The organism is Nocardioides albus, from assembly GCF_014648255.1.
In the GTDB taxonomy this organism is placed as follows: Bacteria; Actinomycetota; Actinomycetes; order Propionibacteriales; family Nocardioidaceae; genus Nocardioides; species Nocardioides albus.
The window spans coordinates 189,595-207,478 of sequence record NZ_BMQT01000005.1; the positions used below are offsets into that span (position 1 = coordinate 189,595).

A 17,884-nucleotide genomic window follows, 5' to 3' on the forward strand; every position below is an offset into this window, starting at 1 on the left:
CAGAAAATGACGCGTCGACTTGACTCACCATTAATAAGTACGATGGACTAACAAACATGTCGAAGGCGAGGCGGCGCACGTTGCGGCCGATCGGGAAATTGCTGCAGGAGGATGCGCGGCGTCATCACCGTTCATTGGTGCTCCAGCACCTCTTCGCGGTGGGTCCCGCGAGCCGCGCCGATCTGGCTCGAGCCTCCGGTCTGACCCGGGCGACGGTCTCCGACCTGGTCGGCAGCCTGCTCGAGGACGGGCTCGTCGAGGAGCTCGGTGCGCCGGTGGAGAGTCGGGTCGGGAAGCCGCCGATGCTGGTCGGTCTGGCGGCCGACGCGACCCACATCGTGACCATCGATGTCTCCGGGGACGACCAGGTCGCCGGAGCAGTGCTCAACCTGACCGGTGACGTCGTCCGCCGCACCACCAGGTGCCGGGAGGGACGCACCGGAAGCGAGGCAGTGCGCCTCGTGACCGCCCTGGTCAGCGAGCTGATCGCCAGCTCCGCCCGGCCGATCCTCGGCATCGGGATCGGCAGCCCCGGTGTCGTCGCGGCCGACGGCACGGTGGTCGACGCACCCAACCTCGGCTGGGCCGATGTCGCTTTGGCGGAGCACGTGCGCCGCGAGACCGGCCGGCCGACGTACGTCGCCAACGACGCCAATACGGCGGTGCTGGGGGAGTACACCTTCGGCCAGTCCGGCGACGGCGGTCTGATGCTCATCCGGGTCGGCACCGGTGTCGGTGCGGGGCTCGTGCTCGAGGGGGCGCTGCTCCACGGGTTCGTCGACGCCGCCGGTGAGGTCGGGCACGTGACGGTCGACCCCGGAGGCGCGCTGTGCGCGTGCGGCCGCTCGGGCTGTCTGGAGACCTTCCTCGCGGTGCCGCGCCTGCGGGAGCGCCTCGAGACAGGCCACGACGATGCGCTCGTGGAAGCCGGCGAACATCTTGGAAAGGCATTGGCGCCCGTGGTGGGAACCCTCAACCTGCACGAGCTGGTCCTCTCCGGGCCCGCTGATCTCCTCGACGGACCGCTGCGGGAGACCGCCGACCGGATCATCCGCGAGCGGACGATGCCGGTCAGCGGCGAGCCGCTGGAGTTCCGTACGTCAACGCTCGGCGAGGACGTCGTCATCGTCGGTGCCGCGGTGCTCGTCCTCGCCGGCGAGCTGGGAGTGTCGTGATGCCGCCCTCATCAGCGGTCGAGACCCTGGCGTTGCGGGTCCAGGTGTCCGCCTTCGCAGGCGCCACGCTGCCGGCCGACCACGCCGACCTCCTTCGCGAGGGCCTGGGTGGGATCTGCCTCTTCGGCTCCAACACCGAGGCCGGTGAGGAGTCCGTACGCAGCCTGGCGGCCGAGATCCGCTCCGCCTCCGCCGCGGGCGGCTGGGCCCCGGTGATCACCATCGACGAGGAGGGCGGGGATGTCACCCGGTTGGAGGCGCTGACCGGCTCCTCTGTGCTCGGCGCTGCCGCCCTGGGTGCTGCCGACGACCTGGCGTTGACCGAGGAGACCGGCCAGGCCGTCGGATCTCGGCTGGCGTGGGCAGGCATCAACCTCGACCTGGCACCCGTCGCGGACGTGAACTCCAACCCCGACAACCCGGTGATCGCGACCCGGTCGTTCTCCCACGACGCCGGCGTCGCCGCCAAGCATGTCGCCGCCTGGGTGCGCGGCTTGCAGACGGCCGGCGTCGCCGCCTGCGTCAAGCACTTCCCCGGTCACGGTGACACCGGCCAGGACAGCCACGTCGCCCTCCCCGTTCTCGACGTCTCCCTCGACACCCTGCGAGATCGCGAGCTGGTCCCGTTCCTGGCGGCGGCCGAGGCCGGAGTCGCCTCGGTGATGACCTCCCACATCGTCGTACCGGCCCTGGACCCCGAGCTTCCCGGCACGCTGTCGGCGCCGGTGCTGGGGCTGCTGCGCGAGCTGGGCTACGACGGGCCGATCGTCTCCGACGCCCTCGACATGGCCGGAGCCTCGGCTCAGCGGGGGATCCCGGCTGCTGCGGTGCTCTCGCTCGCGGCTGGAGCCGATCTGCTCGTCCTCGGTCCCGACAAGCCCGCATCGCTGGTCCGCGACACGGCCGCCGCGATCGTGGCCGCGGTCGAGTCCGGTGAGCTGCCGCTGGAGCGGCTCCAGGATGCTGTCGCACGTGTCGACCGGCTGCTCGCCGACTTCCCCGGAACACAGCAGCACCCCGAGACCGATCCCCGGTTCGAGCAGCGCTCGATCGAGGGTGCCCGCCGTGCGCTCGCGACGGCGAGCGACCTCGCCGAGATCCCGGACCTCACCGGCGCCCGGGTGGTGACCATCGACACCGAGGCGAACATCGCCGTCGGCGACGTCCCCTGGGGCCTTCCACCGGACGTCGTCCTGCGCCCGGGCGAGCCGCTCCCGGATCTCCCTGACGCACCCCTCATCGTCCAGGTACGCGACGCCCATCGGCGTCCCGACGTCGGCCGGACCGTCGCACAGCTCCGCAGCGCCGCGGTGCTGGTCGAGTGGGGGTGGCCCGGGGCGTACGACGGACAAGGCTTGCCGCGGCTGTGCCCGCAGGGCTTCTCCCTGCCGGGCGTGACCGCCGTGACCGAGATGCTGCAACGATCGGGCTGGGACCCGACGACTGGCTCAGGACAACGCCGGTGAACGGCGCACGGGTCGGTCTCGACATCGGCGGGACCAAGGTCCACGGGATCGCGATCGGACCGGACGGTGCGGTGCTGGCCGAGGACCGTGCCGCCACCACCCCGGGCGCCGAGGGCGTCGTGAAGAGCGCGGCCGCAGTGGTCGCGAGCCTGCGCGATGCGCTCGACGACAGCGAGATCAGCTCGATCGGAGTCGGTATCCCGGGCATCGTCGACACCCGCGCGGGAACCGTGAAGCATGCTGTCAACGTGGGCCTCGACGGCAACGCCTTCCCGCTCGCGGCGCTTCTCGGCGCACGGACGGGCGCGGTCGTCACGCTCGAGAACGACACCAACGCGGCCACGCTCGGCGCACACGCGGTCGAGGACGTCGACGACCTGGTCTACCTCTCGCTCGGCACCGGCCTGGCCGCCGGCCTCTACCTCGGTGGAGCCCTGCGCCGAGGTTTCCACGGCGCCGCCGGGGAGGTCGGGCATCTCCCGGTCGACCCGGAGGGCCCGGTCTGCGGCTGCGGGCAGCGTGGCTGTCTCGAGCTGGTCGCCTCGGGAGCCGCGATCGCGGCCGCCTGGCCGACCGCCACCGGTCACCCCGCTGCCGCGCTCTTCGCGGCGGCGACCGCGGGCGATCCGGCAGCCGTCGCGGTGCGTGACCGCTTCGCCGACGGCGTCGCCGCGGCCGTACGCGCTCTCGCCCTTGCCGTCGACCCCGAACGTGTCGTCATCGGTGGCGGCGTGGCCGCGGTCGGCGAGCCGCTGCGCGAGGCGATCGCGGACGCGCTCATCAGGCAGACCCAGACCTCGCCCTTCCTCTCCTCCCTCGAGCTCGCCTTGCGACTGAGGGTCGTCTCCGCCGCTCCGGTCGCCGCCATCGGTGCCGCCCTGATCACTCCGACGAAGGACTGACATGGAAGTAGTTGTCCTCGACACCCCGGCCGAGGTGGCGTCCCTCGCCGCCGACACCATCGAAGACGTCGTACGCAGCGGCGCCTCCGCCGGCACTCCGGCGGTGCTCGGCCTGGCCACCGGTTCGACACCGCTGGCGACGTACGACGAGCTCATCCGGCGTGCCCGAGACGGCCGCGGACCGTCCTACGACGGCGTGGAGACGTTCAACCTGGACGAGTACGTCGGCCTGCCCGACGGGCACGAGCAGTCCTATCTGGCGACCATCCGGCGCGAGTTCACCGACGCGATCGGGATCCCGCCCGAGCGGGTCCACGGACCCGACCCGACCGCGGAGACCCTGCCGACGGCGGGGGAGCGCTACGAGGCGGCGATCGTGGCCGCGGGCGGCATCGAGGTGCAGATCCTCGGCATCGGCTCCGACGGCCACCTGGCCTTCAACGAGCCCGGCTCGTCGCTGGCCTCGCTGACCCGGATCAAGACGCTCACGGCGACGACCCGCAAGGACAACGCGCGCTTCTTCGGCTCACCGGACGCGGTGCCGCGCCACGTCCTCACCCAGGGACTCGGCACCATCACGAGGGCCGGTCATCTGCTGATGCTCGCCACAGGGGAGGGCAAGGCCGAGGCCGTCGCTGCCGCGGTCGAGGGGCCGGTCTCGGCGACCTGCCCGGCCTCGGTCCTCCAGCTCCACCCCCACGTCTCCGTGCTGCTCGACGAGGCCGCGGCCTCCCGCCTCGTACGCCTCGACTATTACCGCGAGGTCTACGCCGGAAAGCCGGACTGGCAAGGCCTCTGAGACTGGATCAGAGCGCCTCACGAAGTCGCTCGGCGGCGGTCTCCGGCGGGATGTCGTTGACCCAGAGCGCGACGCCGGACTCGATACCGGCCAGATACTTCAGCCGCCCCGGCGCCCGCCGGATGGTGAAGATCTCGGCGGCCAGGTGCCAGGTGTCCTCACGGCCGGTCGGGGCCTGCTGCCAGCCGGCGATGTAGGGCACCGGGCCGGCGTCGTCGAGCCCGTCCATCCGTCGCAGGCACTCCTGGTAGAGCGCGGCGAGGTCGTCCATCTCGTCGGCGGTCAGACCGGGAAGCGAGCCCACGTGGCGCCGCGGCACGACGCGGATCTCGTAGGGCCAGCGGCCGGCATAGGGGACGTACGCCACGAACGTCCCGTTCTCGGCCACCACCCGCGTTCCGTCGGCGATCTCGTCGGCGAGCACCGCACACTGCAGGCACTCGCCGGTCGCCTCGCGATGGGCGTCGGCGGCGTTCACCAGGGACTCGATCCGCGGCGGCAGCACCGGCATGGCGTAGATCTGCCCGTGCGGGTGCTGCAGCGTCACCCCGATCTCCTCGCCGCGGTTCTCGAAGCAGAAGACGTACGCCACCTCCGGCATCGCCGTCAGCTGCTCGGTGCGGTGGGCGAGCGCCGCGAGCACCGTCCGCACCCGCTCGGGAGGCAGGTCGACGAAGCTCTGCTCGTGGTCGCTGGTGAAGCAGACCACCTCGCACCGGCCACGCCCCGGCTGGGAGACGAAGGGCTCCCCGGTCGCCTCGCCGACCGCGACCGTCGAGAGCGCCGGGAACCGGTTCTCGAAGGCCACCACGTCATAGCTCTCGGCCGGGATCTCGGTGAGCCGCCCGTCGACCGACGGGCACAGCGGGCACTCGTTCGACGGCGGCTTGAACGTACGTGTCTGCCGGTGTCCCGCCACCGCCGTCCAGGTCGCGGTCAGCCGGTCCCAGCGCAGCTGCGACCCGCCGGCTCGCGGCTCCAGGGGCCGCTCGTCGTGCACCGACCGCAGCGTCGGCTGCTCGTCGAAGAACCAGATCTCGCGTCCGTCCGCCAGCTTCGCTGAGGTGGCCACGGGGTCGGTCGGCGCTGGGATGTTCGGCATGCGTCGATTATCTCCCGCCGGACTTCGGCCGCGACGACCGGATGCCGTCCCTGGCGGTAGAGGCGCGGAGCCGCGCCCGCGTTGCAACACTACATAGATCTAGGTAGTGTTGCAGATATGAAGGAGACGCGAGTGCCGATGACGGCTGCCTCCCGGATGGGTGTGTCTGCGCTGGCGGCCAAGAGCGCGGAGGGTCGAGTCGTCCTGACCAGTCATGGTCGAGCAGTGGCCGTGATCGGTTCGGCGGAGCATCTCGACGCCGATCTCCGTGCGCTGCGAGAGGCGACGGCTCGAGTCCTCGACGCGGCGGCCGACATCGTCTCCTCGCGTGGTGAGATGCTGTCGCTGGAGGAGACCTGCCTTCGGCTCGGGGTCGATGTGGGCCGGGTCCGTGAGCGGGCCGTCGCACGTCGTGACGTGGCCTGACCGCAGTGCGCGCAGGAGAGAGGTTTCCTGACGACCAGGCGTACGTCGAGTTCAACGATGCTTTCGTCGAGTCTCTCGAGCCGCTGACCGTAGCGCAACGCGAGTCTCTCCTGGCCGACGTCGTCGCTCTGTGCCGCAACCCGGCCGGGGCCCACCCGCTCAGCAACAGGGGCGGACAGAAGCTCGCGGGATGGAACACGCTGGACGTACTCCAGAAGGAGTACCGGGTGGTCTTCGCCAGCCGGATCGACATGGTCGACGGGGCTCCGGTCGGGATGATCGAGGTCCTGGTCGCGGGCCCGCGCAGAGCGGAAGCGGCGTACGACATGGCAGCTGCCCTAGTTCGCAGCGGGCGGATCGACCCGGATCTGATGACCGAGGTCTGGGAAGTGCTCGCGCTGGTCGAGGTGGTCGCGGAGGACGTCGGGCTCGACGGCTGGGACTACCGTCCCGAGCCAGCGCCACCCGGCATGATCAAGGCCGCTGTCGTGGCCGGGATCCTCGACGAGGCGACGGCGACGAACCTGTCCAAGGACGAGCTCGAGGCCGCGATGACCCATGGCTGGGACGCATCCGGCAACCCAGACCCGGTCGCCGCCCTCGGCGCGGCGATGCGACGTGCTCGCGCAGGCGTCGATCCGCTCGATCTGACCCGAATCATGTCAGGGCGCCGCGAACCACGCTGTGGTGCCATCCTCAAGCGTGCGAAGCGACCCTGCATCCGACGCGAGGGGCATCCCGGGCCGCACCGATCCAACTAGCTACTTCGACACGCAGGCCTGGGCGGCACCCTGGGAGACGTTGCCGTTCTCACCCAGCGAGCGGACCTGGATGCAGACCTTGCTGGCATCACCGAGGCGTACGACCGCCTTGGGGCGGTTCACGTTCCCGCTGGTGGAGTTGTCGCCGACCCACTTGTAGCCGGTGGCTCCGGGGACGCCGGACCAGGTGAAGACGGCGCGGTTGCCGTTGAGCGTGCCCTTCACCTTGCCCGGAGCGGCGGGCCCGGTGACGCCGGGGAGGTCGGTCTCGACGGGCGGTGGCGGGACCTCGTCGGGCTTCTCGTCCTCGCCACCACGAGAGAGCATGATGCCGATGGTGGCGGCGACGAGGAAGAGGATGACGACGCCGATGATCGCCGGCGTCTTGCTGCGGGTCTCGGCGGGTCGCGCGCCGGTGAGGACGGACGGGCCCTCCTCGGTACGCGGGTAGCTGAACCGGGTGCGGTCGCCGGAGGCCGACCCGGCATCCGCCACCGGCGCCGATGCGAGCGAGGCCGGCGGCTGGGAGATCGGTGCCTGCGCGATCACCTGGGACGGCGGCTTGAGCTCGGTGGCCTTCTCCATCTCCGGGTCGGAGGGCGGGGCGGGGAGATGCGCGCGCCCGGAGCCCGTGGTCGGACCCTCACCTCGCGCGGCCGGGATGTCGGGAACGACCGGGATCGACCCGGTGCCGCCGGTATCGCGGTCGAGAACCTGCACCTCGGTGCGGCCCAGCCGCAGCTCCTGCTCGATCCGCTGGAAGTGGCGGGCGAGGTCGAGGACCGTCCGCGGGCGGTAGGTCGGGTCCTTCGCCATCGCCTGTTGCAGGACCCGGTCCAGTGACGGAGGTACGTCGGGCCGCCCGGTCGAGGGCGGAGCCGTGTGCAGGATGCGGGAGAAGACGGCGCGGTCGGAGTTATTGCCGCGCTCTGCGAACGGCGAGCGGCCGACGAGCAGGTGCCACACGGTCGCGGCCAGCGAGTAGACGTCGGAGGCGACCGAGCCGTTGGAGGCGGAGGTGAGGACCTCGGGCGGCGACCAGGGCAGCGAGACGCCGATGTCACCCTCGTCGTCGCGGGGTCGGCCGGCGATGCCGAAGTCGGCGAGACCCGGCACGTCGTAGCGGGAGAGCAGGATGTTGGACGGCTTGATGTCGCGGTGGATGATCCCGGCGCGGTGGGCGGTCTCGACCGCCGAGGCCATCTGGATCCCGAAGCGCAGCGCGTCCTGCACCTTCATCGGGTTGTTGCGTACCCGGGCGCCGAGGTCGGCGTTGGGGTAGTAGCCCATCACCAGGTAGGGGCGGCCGTCCGGCGTCTCGCCGGCGCTGTGCACCGGCACGATGAACGGATGCTCGGCCAGCTCGGCCATCACCGCCGCCTCCGCGGCGAACTGCGCCCGCTGGGCCTCGGCGAGGTCGGCGGACCGCATCAGCTTGACCGCGACCCGGACCTTCGGGTGGTGACGTTCGTAGAGGTAGACGTCGGCGAAGCCGCCCGAGCCGAGCCGGCCCAGGCAGGTCATCCCGGGGAGCTCGGGCCCGAGCTCAGGAGGCTGGTTCACCCGAGTACCTCGTACGTCAGGTTGATCGAGCCGGCGAGGCTCACCACGGAGCCGGGCTCCATGGCGTACTCCTCCATCGGCCGCATCTGCTGCGGCCGTCCACCGGGCAGGGTCAGGTAGGACCCGTTGGCGGAGCCGAGGTCGCGGACGAGCACCTGCCACTCCTCGAGCCGCACCTCGGTGTGCAGCCGGCTGATGTCGGGCAGCATCACCTTCACCAGATGCGGAGGTACGCCGCCGGCCCCCGTGTTGCCGCCGGCATCCGCCCGCGGCGACCGCCCGAAGACCGCACCCCGGTCCAGGACGACGATCCGGCCGTCGTCCAGCTTGAGCTGGCCCAGCGCGGGGCGCGGGACCGAGACCGGCTGCTGATGGGGAGGCAGCGCCAGCCGGCAGATTCGACAGGTCGGGGAATAGGGCGGCGACGCGTGCCCCTGCGGGCAGTAGACCGCCCACACCGTGGGGCCGCCCGCGGGTGGGACCGGCGTCGGGGTCGGGGTGTTGCGGACGCGGGTCGCCATGTCGTTGGGCGGGTATGCCACCGGGGCCGGCGCGGGCGGGTGCATCGGCGGTGCGCTCTGCGGAGGCATGGCCGGGGGCGCGGGCTGCCGGTCGGGCGGCCCCCACGCAGGTTGGTCGGACTTCTTGGCCCCCTTCTTGCGCCACGGAAGGCCGTCGATGATGCCCTTCTTGGGCTCCGGCGCGGGCTGCTGCGGCGACATCGGAGGCGGCGGCACCGCGGCCGGGGGAGGGCTCGGGAACGAGGGGGCGCTCGGCATCGGCCCCGGCGCCGCAGGCGGCGCGACGGGAGGCGCGGCCGGCGGCGGAGAGGCAGCCAGGTCCGAACGCCGGATGGTGTGGTCCAGCGGCGCCATCGCCGCGTCCATCTGGGCCTGTGCGCCGAGGTCGGGGTCGAAGACGACGTCGAGCGAGCGTGCATGGGCGGTGTCGACCAGCGGCTGGTCCTCCTCCATGCCTCCCCAGGCGCCGTTGGCGAGCTCGGCGCGCTCGGGGACGGCAGCGAAGTGGCCGTCGGCCCACTTGCCGGAGACGTCGATGCCGTCGACGAAGACCGGCACCTCGTTGACGACAGCGGTCACCTTGGCCGGCGAACGTACGGCGTAACGCACCCGCGGGCCCTCGCGGCCGACGATCGCGAAGCCCGGAGCGCGCGGCCCGTCGGCGGAGAGCAGCCCGGCGATCGCATCGACAGGTCGGGGGTCGGCCAGGGCGGCCTGGACGCCGCCGACCCGCGGGTCACCGGGGCCCAGCTGGACCAGTGCCCAGCACCGGTCGCCCTGCAACGCGAGCCAGTGCCCGACACAGTAGGTAGCGGTATCACTCATAAGACGACGTGATGTCCCCTGAAGGTCGGGCAGGGTCCGTAGGAGCAGTGAAGAGCGATGGCGGAGGTGTCACGAGTACCACAGTGACATTGTCGCGCCCACCCGATGCAACCGCAGCGTCCACCAGTCTTTGGGCCAGGTTGTCGATGCTTCCGCCGACTCCGAGCGTCCTGGAAACGATCTCGTGGATCTCGTGGTCCTCGAGCTCGCCGGTGAGGCCGTCGGAGCAGAGCAGGAAGATGTCGTCGGGCGCCACGGCCATCAGCCAGGTGTCCGCCTCCGGCGACGGGAAGGTGCCGAGCGATCGGGTGATGACGTTGCGCAACGGATGGACGCGGGCCTCCGCGGCGGTGATCATTCCCGCCTCGACCATGGCGGCGACCTCTGAATGGTCGATGCTCACCTGCGTCACGCCCGCCGGTGAGAGCCGGTAGACGCGCGAGTCGCCGACGTTGAACACCAGCCAGTGGGGCGCGCCCTGCGACTCCACGAGCGCCACCCCGGTCAAGGTGGTGCCCATGCCCTGCTTCTCGGCGCTGCGGGTCGCCTCCGCGGTGATCGCGGAGTTGGCGGCGTGAACGGCGTCGAGGATGTCCTCGGGGACCGGGCAGACGGACGCGAAGCGGCTCTGGAAGGTCTCGACCGCGAGCGCGCTGGCGACGTCACCACTGGCATGACCGCCCATCCCGTCGGCGACGACGGCCACTGCGGGCAGCATGACGAACGAGTCCTCGTTCACCTCGCGGACCCGGCCGACATCAGTCGCCCCCGCGGCACGCAGGGCTGGGTATGCGGTCATGCTGTTCCTTTGTGGTGCCAGTGATCGGGACATCTCGGTCAGGATGCGAAATAGTGGTGCTGGGAGCGGACACTTTAGAACATCCCGTACGGTATCGGTGAGCGTGTTCACTGAGCCGTGTGCCACGTTTGGCTCATTCGTGTGGCTTCAACCCCGACGCGCGCCTAGAGTAAGCCCGGCTTTTTGCGTCGACCGGCTGATTTGCATGGAAGGACCTGGGGAGAGTCTTGGTGGCACGTTTCGGGATGGCGCCCGGTTGGATGCGGCGTCACCGCACCTCCATCGCCTCCTGGGCTGCGCTTGCGGTCGTTGCCAGCGGGCTGACCGTCTATGCCATCCAGTCGACGGGCTACCCGGTGCACAAGGCCGACCTCGACGACGGCGGCATCTGGGTGACCAACCAGTCCTGGGGCACCTTGGGCAGGCAGAACCGCCCCGTGGCGCAGCTCGACGGTGTCGTCTGGGCGGGCAACGAGACCGGGTCCAGGTCCGAGCGCAACGGGCTCGACGTGGTGCAGAACGGCATCGCCGTGGCCTCCATCGACCGCGACGCGCGCACGGTCACGCCGGTCAACACCAAGCTCGCCGAGGGGCTCGACGACGACGCGGTGACCGTCAAGGACAGCCGGGTGGTGATGGGCGGCAACACGATCGGTGTCGCCGAGCAGAAGACCGGCAAGGTCTGGCTCACCTCCGTCGACCCGGCCACCGGTGTCGGCGACCTCTCCGACTTGTCCGGGTCCACGAAGCCCATCGAGACGGTCGGCGCGGACGCGGTGCTCACGATCGGGACCGACGGGACCGCGTACGCCGTCTCTGCTGCCAAGCGGACGCTGACCGCCTTCGCGCCGGAGGGTGAGCGGTTCGCCGATCCGGTCGAGACCAAGCTCCCGAAGTCTCCGGAGTACGCAGAGACCCCGACGTCGGCGACCGTCGTCGGCGACGACGTCATCACTCTCGACGAGGCCGGGTGGCTGCTGGGTGCCGCGAAGGGCTCGGACATCGCCGTCGACTTCGGTGACACCGCGGAGAGCGCGGTCCTCCAGCAGCCTTCCGCCAAGGCAGGGGTCGTGCTCGTCGGAGATGCGACGGGCCTCAAGGCCGTCGACCTGGGCAACGGCGAGATCCGCCATGTGGCGGAGTCCGCCGGCGACCCCGCGGCTCCGGTCCGGCTCGGCGACTGTGTCTTCGGTGCCTGGGCCAACGGTTCGACCGGTTCGGTGGTGACCCAGTGCGGCGAAGGCGAGCCGGTCCTGGGCGAGATCCCGACGCTCGGCCCGGCCGCCGAGCTGGAGTTCCGGATCAACCGCGGCCAGCTGGTGCTCAACGACCTGCGCAACGGGGACGTCTGGGAGATCGACGGCGCCGACATCAAGAAGATCTCCAACTGGGAGGCGTTCCAGCCGCAGACCCAGAAGCAGAACCAGAAGAAGGACAAGCAGCAGCAGCAGACCAAGGCCGCTCAGGCGCCGAAGGCCAAGGACGACCAGCTCGGGGTCCGGGCCGGACGCACCACGGTCCTGCACGTCCTCGACAACGACTCCTCGGCGAAGGACTCGATCCTGAGCGTGGTCTCGGTCGGCAAGGCCTCCGTCAAGGGCGTCGAGGCCACCATCGCCCCCGACCGGCAGTCGATCCTGGTCACCACGCCCGAGGCGACCGAGGGCAAGAAGACCAGCTTCAAATACACCGTCGACGACGGCCTCAAGGGCAAGGCCGGCCAGGACGACGCCAGCGTCGAGCTCAAGATCCAGGGCTCCGAAGGCACCGGCAAGCCGACCCTGCGCGAGCACTACACCCCGACCGACTACACCGTCGCGGCCGGCGGCACCGTGGAGATCCCTGTGATCGGCGACTGGCGCGACGAGCGCTACGGCGACCCGGTCACCGCGCAGTCCCCGGAGGCCTCCAAGGGCAAGGCGAGCGTGACCCCCGACGGGCTGCTGCGCTACACCGCCGCCCCGGACGCCTCGGGGAACGAGAACCTCGGCTATCAGGTCAGCACCGGTGGAAAGACGGCCAAGAGCAAGGTCCGCGTCAACATCGTCGCCGGCGCGACCACCGCCTCTCCCGAGCCGAAGGACGATGTCGCCGAGGGGACCCAGGGATCCTGGGTGACGATCCGGCCGCTCGACAACGACATCCCCGGCGCCGACCCGTCCAACCTCGACGCGACCCTCACGCTCGCCGGCGACGTCCCGCCCAAGGGCGGCCTCGAGGTGAGCACCGACCGGGAGACCGGCGTGGTGCGAGCCAGAGGCAGCTCGCCAGGCACCTATCAGCTCAGCTACAACGCCGGCTTCGGCGCGGCCAAGCCCGCTTCCGCGAAGATCCGGGTCGACGTCAAACCGGCCTCCCAGGCCGCGGACGAGCCGATCGCGACCCCGGACACGACCGCCGTCCTCGGCACCTCGACCCGCACCTTGGACGTCCTCGCCAACGACTACGACTCCCAGGGCCGGCTCCTCGCCGTGACCCATGCCGAGCCGGTCGGCGACAGCGACCTGACGGTCGCGGTGCTCGACGGACGGTGGCTGCGGATCCAGGCATCCAAGCCCGACATCTCCCCGTCCACCCAGGCGATCCGCTACACGATCAGCAACGGCGCGGCCGAGGCCGAGGGGTCGGTGACGGTGAGCCAGCGCCCGGCGCTGCGCGGTGCCGCGAACGCTCCCGAGGCGGTCGACGACGAGGCGACGGTGAGGGCGGCCGACTCCGTCTCGATCCCGGTGCTCGACAACGACTCGACGCCCTCGGGCGACCCGGTCGGTCTCGTGGTCGACCAGACCCAGGAGACCAAGGGACAGCTGCAGGTGCTCGGCCAGCCGGCCGTCGGCGAGGCCTACATCGACGGCAACCGGGTCCGCTACGTCGCCCCCGACGACGTGAACGGGCCGGTCGATGTCGACGTCCGCTACGTCGTGCAGAACACCGGCGACCCCTCCGCGGAGCACTCCTCGGGCAACATCCGCGTCCATGTGAAACCGCTGCCGAAGAAGAAGGCCGACAACTCCGCGCCCGCGCCGAAGGCGCTGGAGTCGCGGGTGGTCCAGGGCGACGAGGTCACGCTCCGTCTGCCCACCGTCGGCACCGACCCCGACGGCGACTCGGTCTCGGTGACCCGGATCAACAGTGCGCCGTCCTTTGGCCGTGTCCTGGCCCACGGGGCGAACACGATCACCTACCAGGCCTTCCCCAACGCTGCGGGCACCGACGAGTTCACCTACGAGGTCAGCGACCCGTTCGGTGCCGTCGCGACCGGCACCGTGCGGATCGCCGTCGTCTCGCCCGGAGCGCCCCAGCGCCCGGTGGCCGTCGACGACCTGGTCACGCTCGACCCGAGCAAGAAGCTCACCTATGACGTGCTCGCCAACGACCTGCGTACGCCGGGGACGGAGCTTCATCTCGCCGCGACCGATGCGGCCAGCGGCGCCGGCGTCAAGCAGCGCTCCGACGGCATCGTCACCGTCACCGGCGGCTCCGAGGCGCCGTTCCAGAACATCCCCTACCGCGCCACCACCGGACTCCACGAGGACACCGGCGAGCTCGCGATCCGCTATCAGGAGGGCTACGACAACCCGCCGATGGCCGGGATCGTGGTCGCCAACCCAGAGGGTGACTCGGCGACGACCACCGTCGACGTGATGACCAAGGTGTCCGACATCGACGACTCGCTCGAGGACCTCACCGTCGACGCGGTCAAGGGCCCCTCGGTCGGCGAGGACGAGGCCAAGCCGAAGATCGAGGACGGCAAGGTGACCCTGCCGGTCGGCGACACGACCCGGGTCTGGACCTACCGGGTCACCGACCCCGACGGCGCCCAGGCGGTCGGCTCGATCTACGTCCCGTCCCGTCCCAAGGACGCTCCCTATCTGAAGCCGGGCTCCGAGCTCCAGCTGAACCCGGGCGAGACGAAGAACGTCGACATCACCGACTACGTCGAGGACCCCGAGGGCGATCCGGTGGTGCTGACCACCACCGACAAGATCGTGGCCGCCCCCGAAGGGATGCTCAACACCGGCGACACCACGGCGACGACCGTGCAGGTCACCGCAGGTGAGACGAAGGGCCCGGCGACTCTGACCTTCGAGGTCGCGGACCGCGAGAAGATCACCTCCGCCGACGCCCACCTCTCGGTGATCTCCCTGCCGGTGCAGGTCGGCAAGGAGGAGCCGGAGATCAACTGTCCGAGCACGCCGGTCGAGGTCCCCGAGAGCGGCGACGGCGCCCTGGTCGACATCGCCGCCATCTGCCACGTGTGGACCGCGGACCCGGGCGACGCCGACGACCTCGACTTCACCGCCGAGGTCGGCGACGGGCTCGACGGGGTCGAGGTCAAGCCCGAGGACGGCGGCCTGCGGCTCACCGCCGAGCACGCCGACGCCGGCGCCCAGGGTGCCCTGGAGATCGGCATCAAGGGCACGGACGCGACCGGTCAGCTCCTGGTCACCGTGATCGCGCTGCCGCCGCCGTCGCTCTCCCCGATCAAACCGCTGCAGACCGAGGCCGGCAAGACGGTGTCGATCGACATCGCCGACTACCTGCAGACCCCGGTGCCGTCGGGATCGCAGGAGATCGTGATCACCAAGCTCAACCCGATCGACGGCGACTCGCCCGACATGGGCAAGGTCAGCGGGTCGAAGATCACCTTCAACACGCCCGAGGAGGGCCACGGCCACTATCGCTACCCGATCGAGGTCAGCGACTCCGGCAAGGACTCCAAGCGGGTCAAGGCCACCGGCGTCATCGAGGTGGACGTCATCGACGTCCCCGGGGCGCCGACCGGGCTGCGTACGACCTCCGACTTCCTCTCCAACGTCGTCGCGCTGTCGTGGAGCGCGCCGAAGGACAACGGTGACGACCCGATCCAGCGCTACGAGGTGGAGGCCAACGGCGACCACGTCCAGGACTGTCCCTCGACCTCGTGCCGGATCACCGGCCTGAAGAACGGCGTCGTCTACGACTTCCGGGTCCGGGCCGTGAACTCAGTCGGGCCGAGCCGCGAGTGGAGCAACTCGGCCGAGGGCGAGCCCGACGCCTACACCGGTCCGGTGCAGAACCTTCGGGTCACCCGCCAGCGCGACCACCGCGTCGAGCTGAGCTGGGCTCCGCCCGCACCGTGCGACTGCTCGGACGTGCAGAAATACCGGATCAGCTGGCCGGGCGGCGGCATCAAGGACATCTCCGCAGGTCAGACGACCTATCCGGCCGCGGTCAGCTCCAACGGCGACCCGGTGCAGTTCACCGTCGTGCCGCTCAACGACAAGGGCGTCAAGACCAACAAGGGTCCGTCCTCGACCGTCGAGGGGATGGGCGCCGGCAAGCCGGACACCCCGGCGACGCCGACCTTCGAGTTCGCAAACACGGCCAACAACTCGGGCAAGACGGTGAACGTCTCCTGGAGCCCGGTCGCGCCCAACGGTCCCGCCCCGGTCACGTACGAGGTCCGCCGCACGGGCGGCTCCGGCGAGAAGACCGTCTGCTCCTGGGTGACCGAGACGAGCTGCCGTGACGATGTCCCCAACGACGGCACGATCTACACGTACGACGTCCGGGCACGCAACGCGGAGGCGACCTCGCCGCGCGAGACGGGATCGGGCGGCTCGCCGGACACGCACATCTCCAGCTACTCCGCCGGTGGCAAGGTCGAGGCGGCAGCGACGCCGGACGCGGTCTCCTTCGCCAGCGCGACCCCGACCGGGGCCAACGGCCAGGCGAAGATCGTCTTCACCCCCCGCGCCTCGCACGGTAAGACCAACCGGGTCGAGTGCACGCGCGGCGGGTCCTCCTGCGGGTCGTGGACCTACCCGCCCGACGGCGCCGGTGAGCAGACCAAGACGATCTCGGGATTCACCAACGGCAGCTCGACCCAGGTGCAGCTGCGCGCCTGCAACGACTCGTCCGGTGGCGCCGGTGCCGGGGACTCGTGCGGTCCGTGGTCGTCGAAGAACGTGACCACCTACGGCCCGCTCGGCACGCCGACCATCTCGGCGTCCGCGGTGTCGAACTCGAAGGACGTCCGGTGGAACATCAGCTACGACGCGAACGGCAACGCAGCCACCGTCATCGTCAAGCGAGGCGGCACCGTCATCGAGCAGTTCAACACCGGCACCGGCAAGGGCAGCCGCTCGGGCACGGACACGGCGCCGGACTGGAGCACGCGCTACACCTACACGGTGACGATCAGCGACAGCTCGCCCTCACGAAACGGCAAGTCCGACTCGACAGATGTGACCACGGACAACCCGCCGCCGCCCTCGATCAGGGCCTACAAGGGCGGCGAGTGCTCGGGCGCGAGCTGTCCGCAGCCGGAGGTCGCCTGCGGCGGCACCTGCTGGTACGTCGGTGCCGAGATCACCGACAAGGGCTTCCCGGGCAAGGACTGGCGGTGCGAGACCGACCAGACCAACTCGACGTGGACGGTGACCATCGGGTCCAACGGTGAGGGCCGTAACGCCGGCAACGGCTGGGTCGGTGCCAGGAACAAGACCACGATCACCTGCACGACATCAGGCAGACCGACCCAAGAAGTGACCTTCACTTGGTAACCATGAGAGAGAAATCATGACCGTCACCACTGAGCAGGCCCGCTGGTTCCACGACACCTTCGAGAAGTTGTGCGACAACGTCGAGAAGGCGGTGCTGGGCAAGCGCAACGTGATCCGCCTGGTGCTGACCGCGCTGCTCTCCGAGGGCCACCTGCTGCTCGAGGACTATCCCGGGACCGGCAAGACACAGCTCGCCCGCGCTCTGGCCAACACCGTCCAGGGCTCGCACGCGCGCATCCAGTTCACCCCCGACCTGCTGCCGTCCGACGTCACCGGCGTCACGGTCTACGACCAGGGCAAGGGCACCTTCGAGTTCCACCCGGGCCCGATCTTCCACTCGATCGTGCTGGCCGACGAGATCAACCGCGCCTCCCCGAAGACCCAGTCGGCGCTCCTGGAGGTCATGGAGGAAGGCCGGGTCACCGTCGACGGCGCCACCCGCGAGGTCGGCCGCCCGTTCATGGTGATCGCGACCCAGAACCCGATCGAGCAGGCCGGGACCTACCGGCTGCCCGAGGCGCAGCTGGACCGCTTCCTGATGAAGACGTCGGTCGGCTACCCGGACCGCAACGCCACCGTTGAGCTGCTGATGAACTCCTCGGTCCGCGACCGGGCCACGCTGGTCACCCCGATCATCACCGCGCCGACGGTCACCCAGATGGCCGAGATGGCCGATCAGGTCTACATCGACCAGGCGATCGTCGCCTACGTCTCCGCGCTGGTCGACGAGTCGCGTCGCCACAAGCACGTACGCCTCGGCGCCTCCATGCGTGGCTGCCTCGCCCTGGTGCGCACCGCCAAGGTCTGGGCGCTCGCCGAGGGCCGCTCCCAGGTGCTGCCCGACGACATCAAGTCGCTCGCCGAGCCGGTGCTCTGCCACCGGCTGATCCTCGACCCGGAGGCGATGTTCAACGGCGTCACCGTCGAGGACGTCATCGGCGACCTGCTCACCTCGGTCCCGGCTCCGCAGGAGCGCGTTTCGTGACATCCCCGCTGG

Annotated in this window: 12 protein-coding genes; 8 read left to right on the plus strand and 4 right to left on the minus strand. The window is 70.5% G+C overall.

Annotation, left to right across the window (positions count from 1 at the left end):
• Positions 1 to 56 precede the first annotated feature (56 nt).
• The 4 genes from IEY84_RS12240 to nagB are packed head-to-tail and all read left to right on the plus strand — an operon-like array spanning position 57 to position 4,342.
• A complete protein-coding gene (locus tag IEY84_RS12240; RefSeq protein ID WP_183547615.1) occupies positions 57 to 1,175 on the plus strand; it encodes an ROK family transcriptional regulator in 1,119 nt (372 codons plus the stop codon).
• Complete coding sequence (locus tag IEY84_RS12245) at positions 1,175 to 2,641, plus strand: glycoside hydrolase family 3 protein (RefSeq protein ID WP_183547619.1); 1,467 nt, start codon at positions 1,175 to 1,177, stop codon at positions 2,639 to 2,641. The genes IEY84_RS12240 and IEY84_RS12245 overlap by 1 nt, the downstream gene beginning before the upstream one ends.
• Positions 2,638 to 3,543, plus strand: coding sequence for an ROK family protein (locus IEY84_RS12250; RefSeq protein ID WP_183547622.1), 906 nt, complete (start codon positions 2,638 to 2,640; stop codon positions 3,541 to 3,543). Before IEY84_RS12245 ends, IEY84_RS12250 begins: the two co-directional genes overlap by 4 nt.
• Before the next feature lies 1 nt (position 3,544).
• Positions 3,545 to 4,342, plus strand: coding sequence for a glucosamine-6-phosphate deaminase (gene nagB / locus IEY84_RS12255; RefSeq protein WP_183547625.1), 798 nt, complete (start codon positions 3,545 to 3,547; stop codon positions 4,340 to 4,342).
• Positions 4,343 to 4,349: 7 nt separating this feature from the next.
• Here nagB and galT read toward each other — a convergent pair whose 3' ends face one another.
• The gene (galT, locus tag IEY84_RS12260) at positions 4,350 to 5,444 is read right to left on the minus strand and encodes a galactose-1-phosphate uridylyltransferase (RefSeq protein ID WP_183547628.1); all 1,095 of its coding nucleotides are present in this window, start codon (positions 5,442 to 5,444) and stop codon (positions 4,350 to 4,352) included.
• Positions 5,445 to 5,561: 117 nt separating this feature from the next.
• Here galT and IEY84_RS12265 point away from each other — a divergent pair, with 117 nt between their 5' ends.
• Both IEY84_RS12265 and IEY84_RS12270 read left to right on the plus strand, forming a co-directional pair.
• Positions 5,562 to 5,870: a hypothetical protein gene (locus IEY84_RS12265; RefSeq protein WP_183547631.1), complete on the plus strand. Its 309-nt coding sequence runs from the start codon at positions 5,562 to 5,564 to the stop codon at positions 5,868 to 5,870.
• 5 nt (positions 5,871 to 5,875) lie between these two features.
• Positions 5,876 to 6,631 carry a hypothetical protein gene (locus tag IEY84_RS12270; protein ID WP_183547634.1) on the plus strand — a complete coding sequence of 252 codons (756 nt, stop codon included), beginning with the start codon at positions 5,876 to 5,878 and terminating at the stop codon, positions 6,629 to 6,631.
• On the opposite strand, the gene IEY84_RS12275 is transcribed toward IEY84_RS12270, so the two are convergent.
• Genes IEY84_RS12275 through IEY84_RS12285 form a run of 3 tightly spaced genes read right to left on the minus strand, consistent with a single transcriptional unit; the run spans position 6,632 to position 10,339 of the window.
• Positions 6,632 to 8,194: a serine/threonine-protein kinase gene (locus IEY84_RS12275; RefSeq protein WP_183547637.1), complete on the minus strand. Its 1,563-nt coding sequence runs from the start codon at positions 8,192 to 8,194 to the stop codon at positions 6,632 to 6,634.
• Positions 8,191 to 9,540, minus strand: coding sequence for an FHA domain-containing protein (locus tag IEY84_RS12280; RefSeq protein WP_183547641.1), 1,350 nt, complete (start codon positions 9,538 to 9,540; stop codon positions 8,191 to 8,193). The genes IEY84_RS12275 and IEY84_RS12280 overlap by 4 nt, the downstream gene beginning before the upstream one ends.
• The gene (locus IEY84_RS12285) at positions 9,533 to 10,339 is read right to left on the minus strand and encodes a PP2C family protein-serine/threonine phosphatase (RefSeq protein ID WP_183547644.1); all 807 of its coding nucleotides are present in this window, start codon (positions 10,337 to 10,339) and stop codon (positions 9,533 to 9,535) included. The genes IEY84_RS12280 and IEY84_RS12285 overlap by 8 nt, the downstream gene beginning before the upstream one ends.
• A gap of 230 nt (positions 10,340 to 10,569) precedes the next feature.
• Here IEY84_RS12285 and IEY84_RS12290 point away from each other — a divergent pair, with 230 nt between their 5' ends.
• Together IEY84_RS12290 and IEY84_RS12295 are read left to right on the plus strand one after the other, a co-directional pair.
• On the plus strand, positions 10,570 to 16,887 hold the full coding sequence (locus tag IEY84_RS12290; RefSeq protein ID WP_183547647.1) for an Ig-like domain-containing protein: 6,318 nt from the start codon (positions 10,570 to 10,572) through the stop codon (positions 16,885 to 16,887).
• 16 nt (positions 16,888 to 16,903) lie between these two features.
• On the plus strand, positions 16,904 to 17,872 hold the full coding sequence (locus tag IEY84_RS12295) for an AAA family ATPase (protein WP_183547650.1): 969 nt from the start codon (positions 16,904 to 16,906) through the stop codon (positions 17,870 to 17,872).
• Positions 17,873 to 17,884: the final 12 nt, after the last annotated feature.

Bases quoted from the DNA above. Each gene is read 5' to 3' on its own strand.
- IEY84_RS12240 (WP_183547615.1), top strand. From the start codon at position 57: ATGTCGAAGGCGAGGCGGCGCACGTTGCGGCCGATCGGGAAATTGCTG.
- IEY84_RS12245 (WP_183547619.1), top strand. From the start codon at position 1,175: ATGCCGCCCTCATCAGCGGTCGAGACCCTGGCGTTGCGGGTCCAGGTG.
- nagB (WP_183547625.1), top strand. From the start codon at position 3,545: ATGGAAGTAGTTGTCCTCGACACCCCGGCCGAGGTGGCGTCCCTCGCC.
- galT (WP_183547628.1), bottom strand. From the start codon at position 5,444: ATGCCGAACATCCCAGCGCCGACCGACCCCGTGGCCACCTCAGCGAAG.
- IEY84_RS12265 (WP_183547631.1), top strand. From the start codon at position 5,562: ATGAAGGAGACGCGAGTGCCGATGACGGCTGCCTCCCGGATGGGTGTG.
- IEY84_RS12280 (WP_183547641.1), bottom strand. From the start codon at position 9,540: ATGAGTGATACCGCTACCTACTGTGTCGGGCACTGGCTCGCGTTGCAG.
- IEY84_RS12285 (WP_183547644.1), bottom strand. From the start codon at position 10,339: ATGACCGCATACCCAGCCCTGCGTGCCGCGGGGGCGACTGATGTCGGC.
- IEY84_RS12295 (WP_183547650.1), top strand. From the start codon at position 16,904: ATGACCGTCACCACTGAGCAGGCCCGCTGGTTCCACGACACCTTCGAG.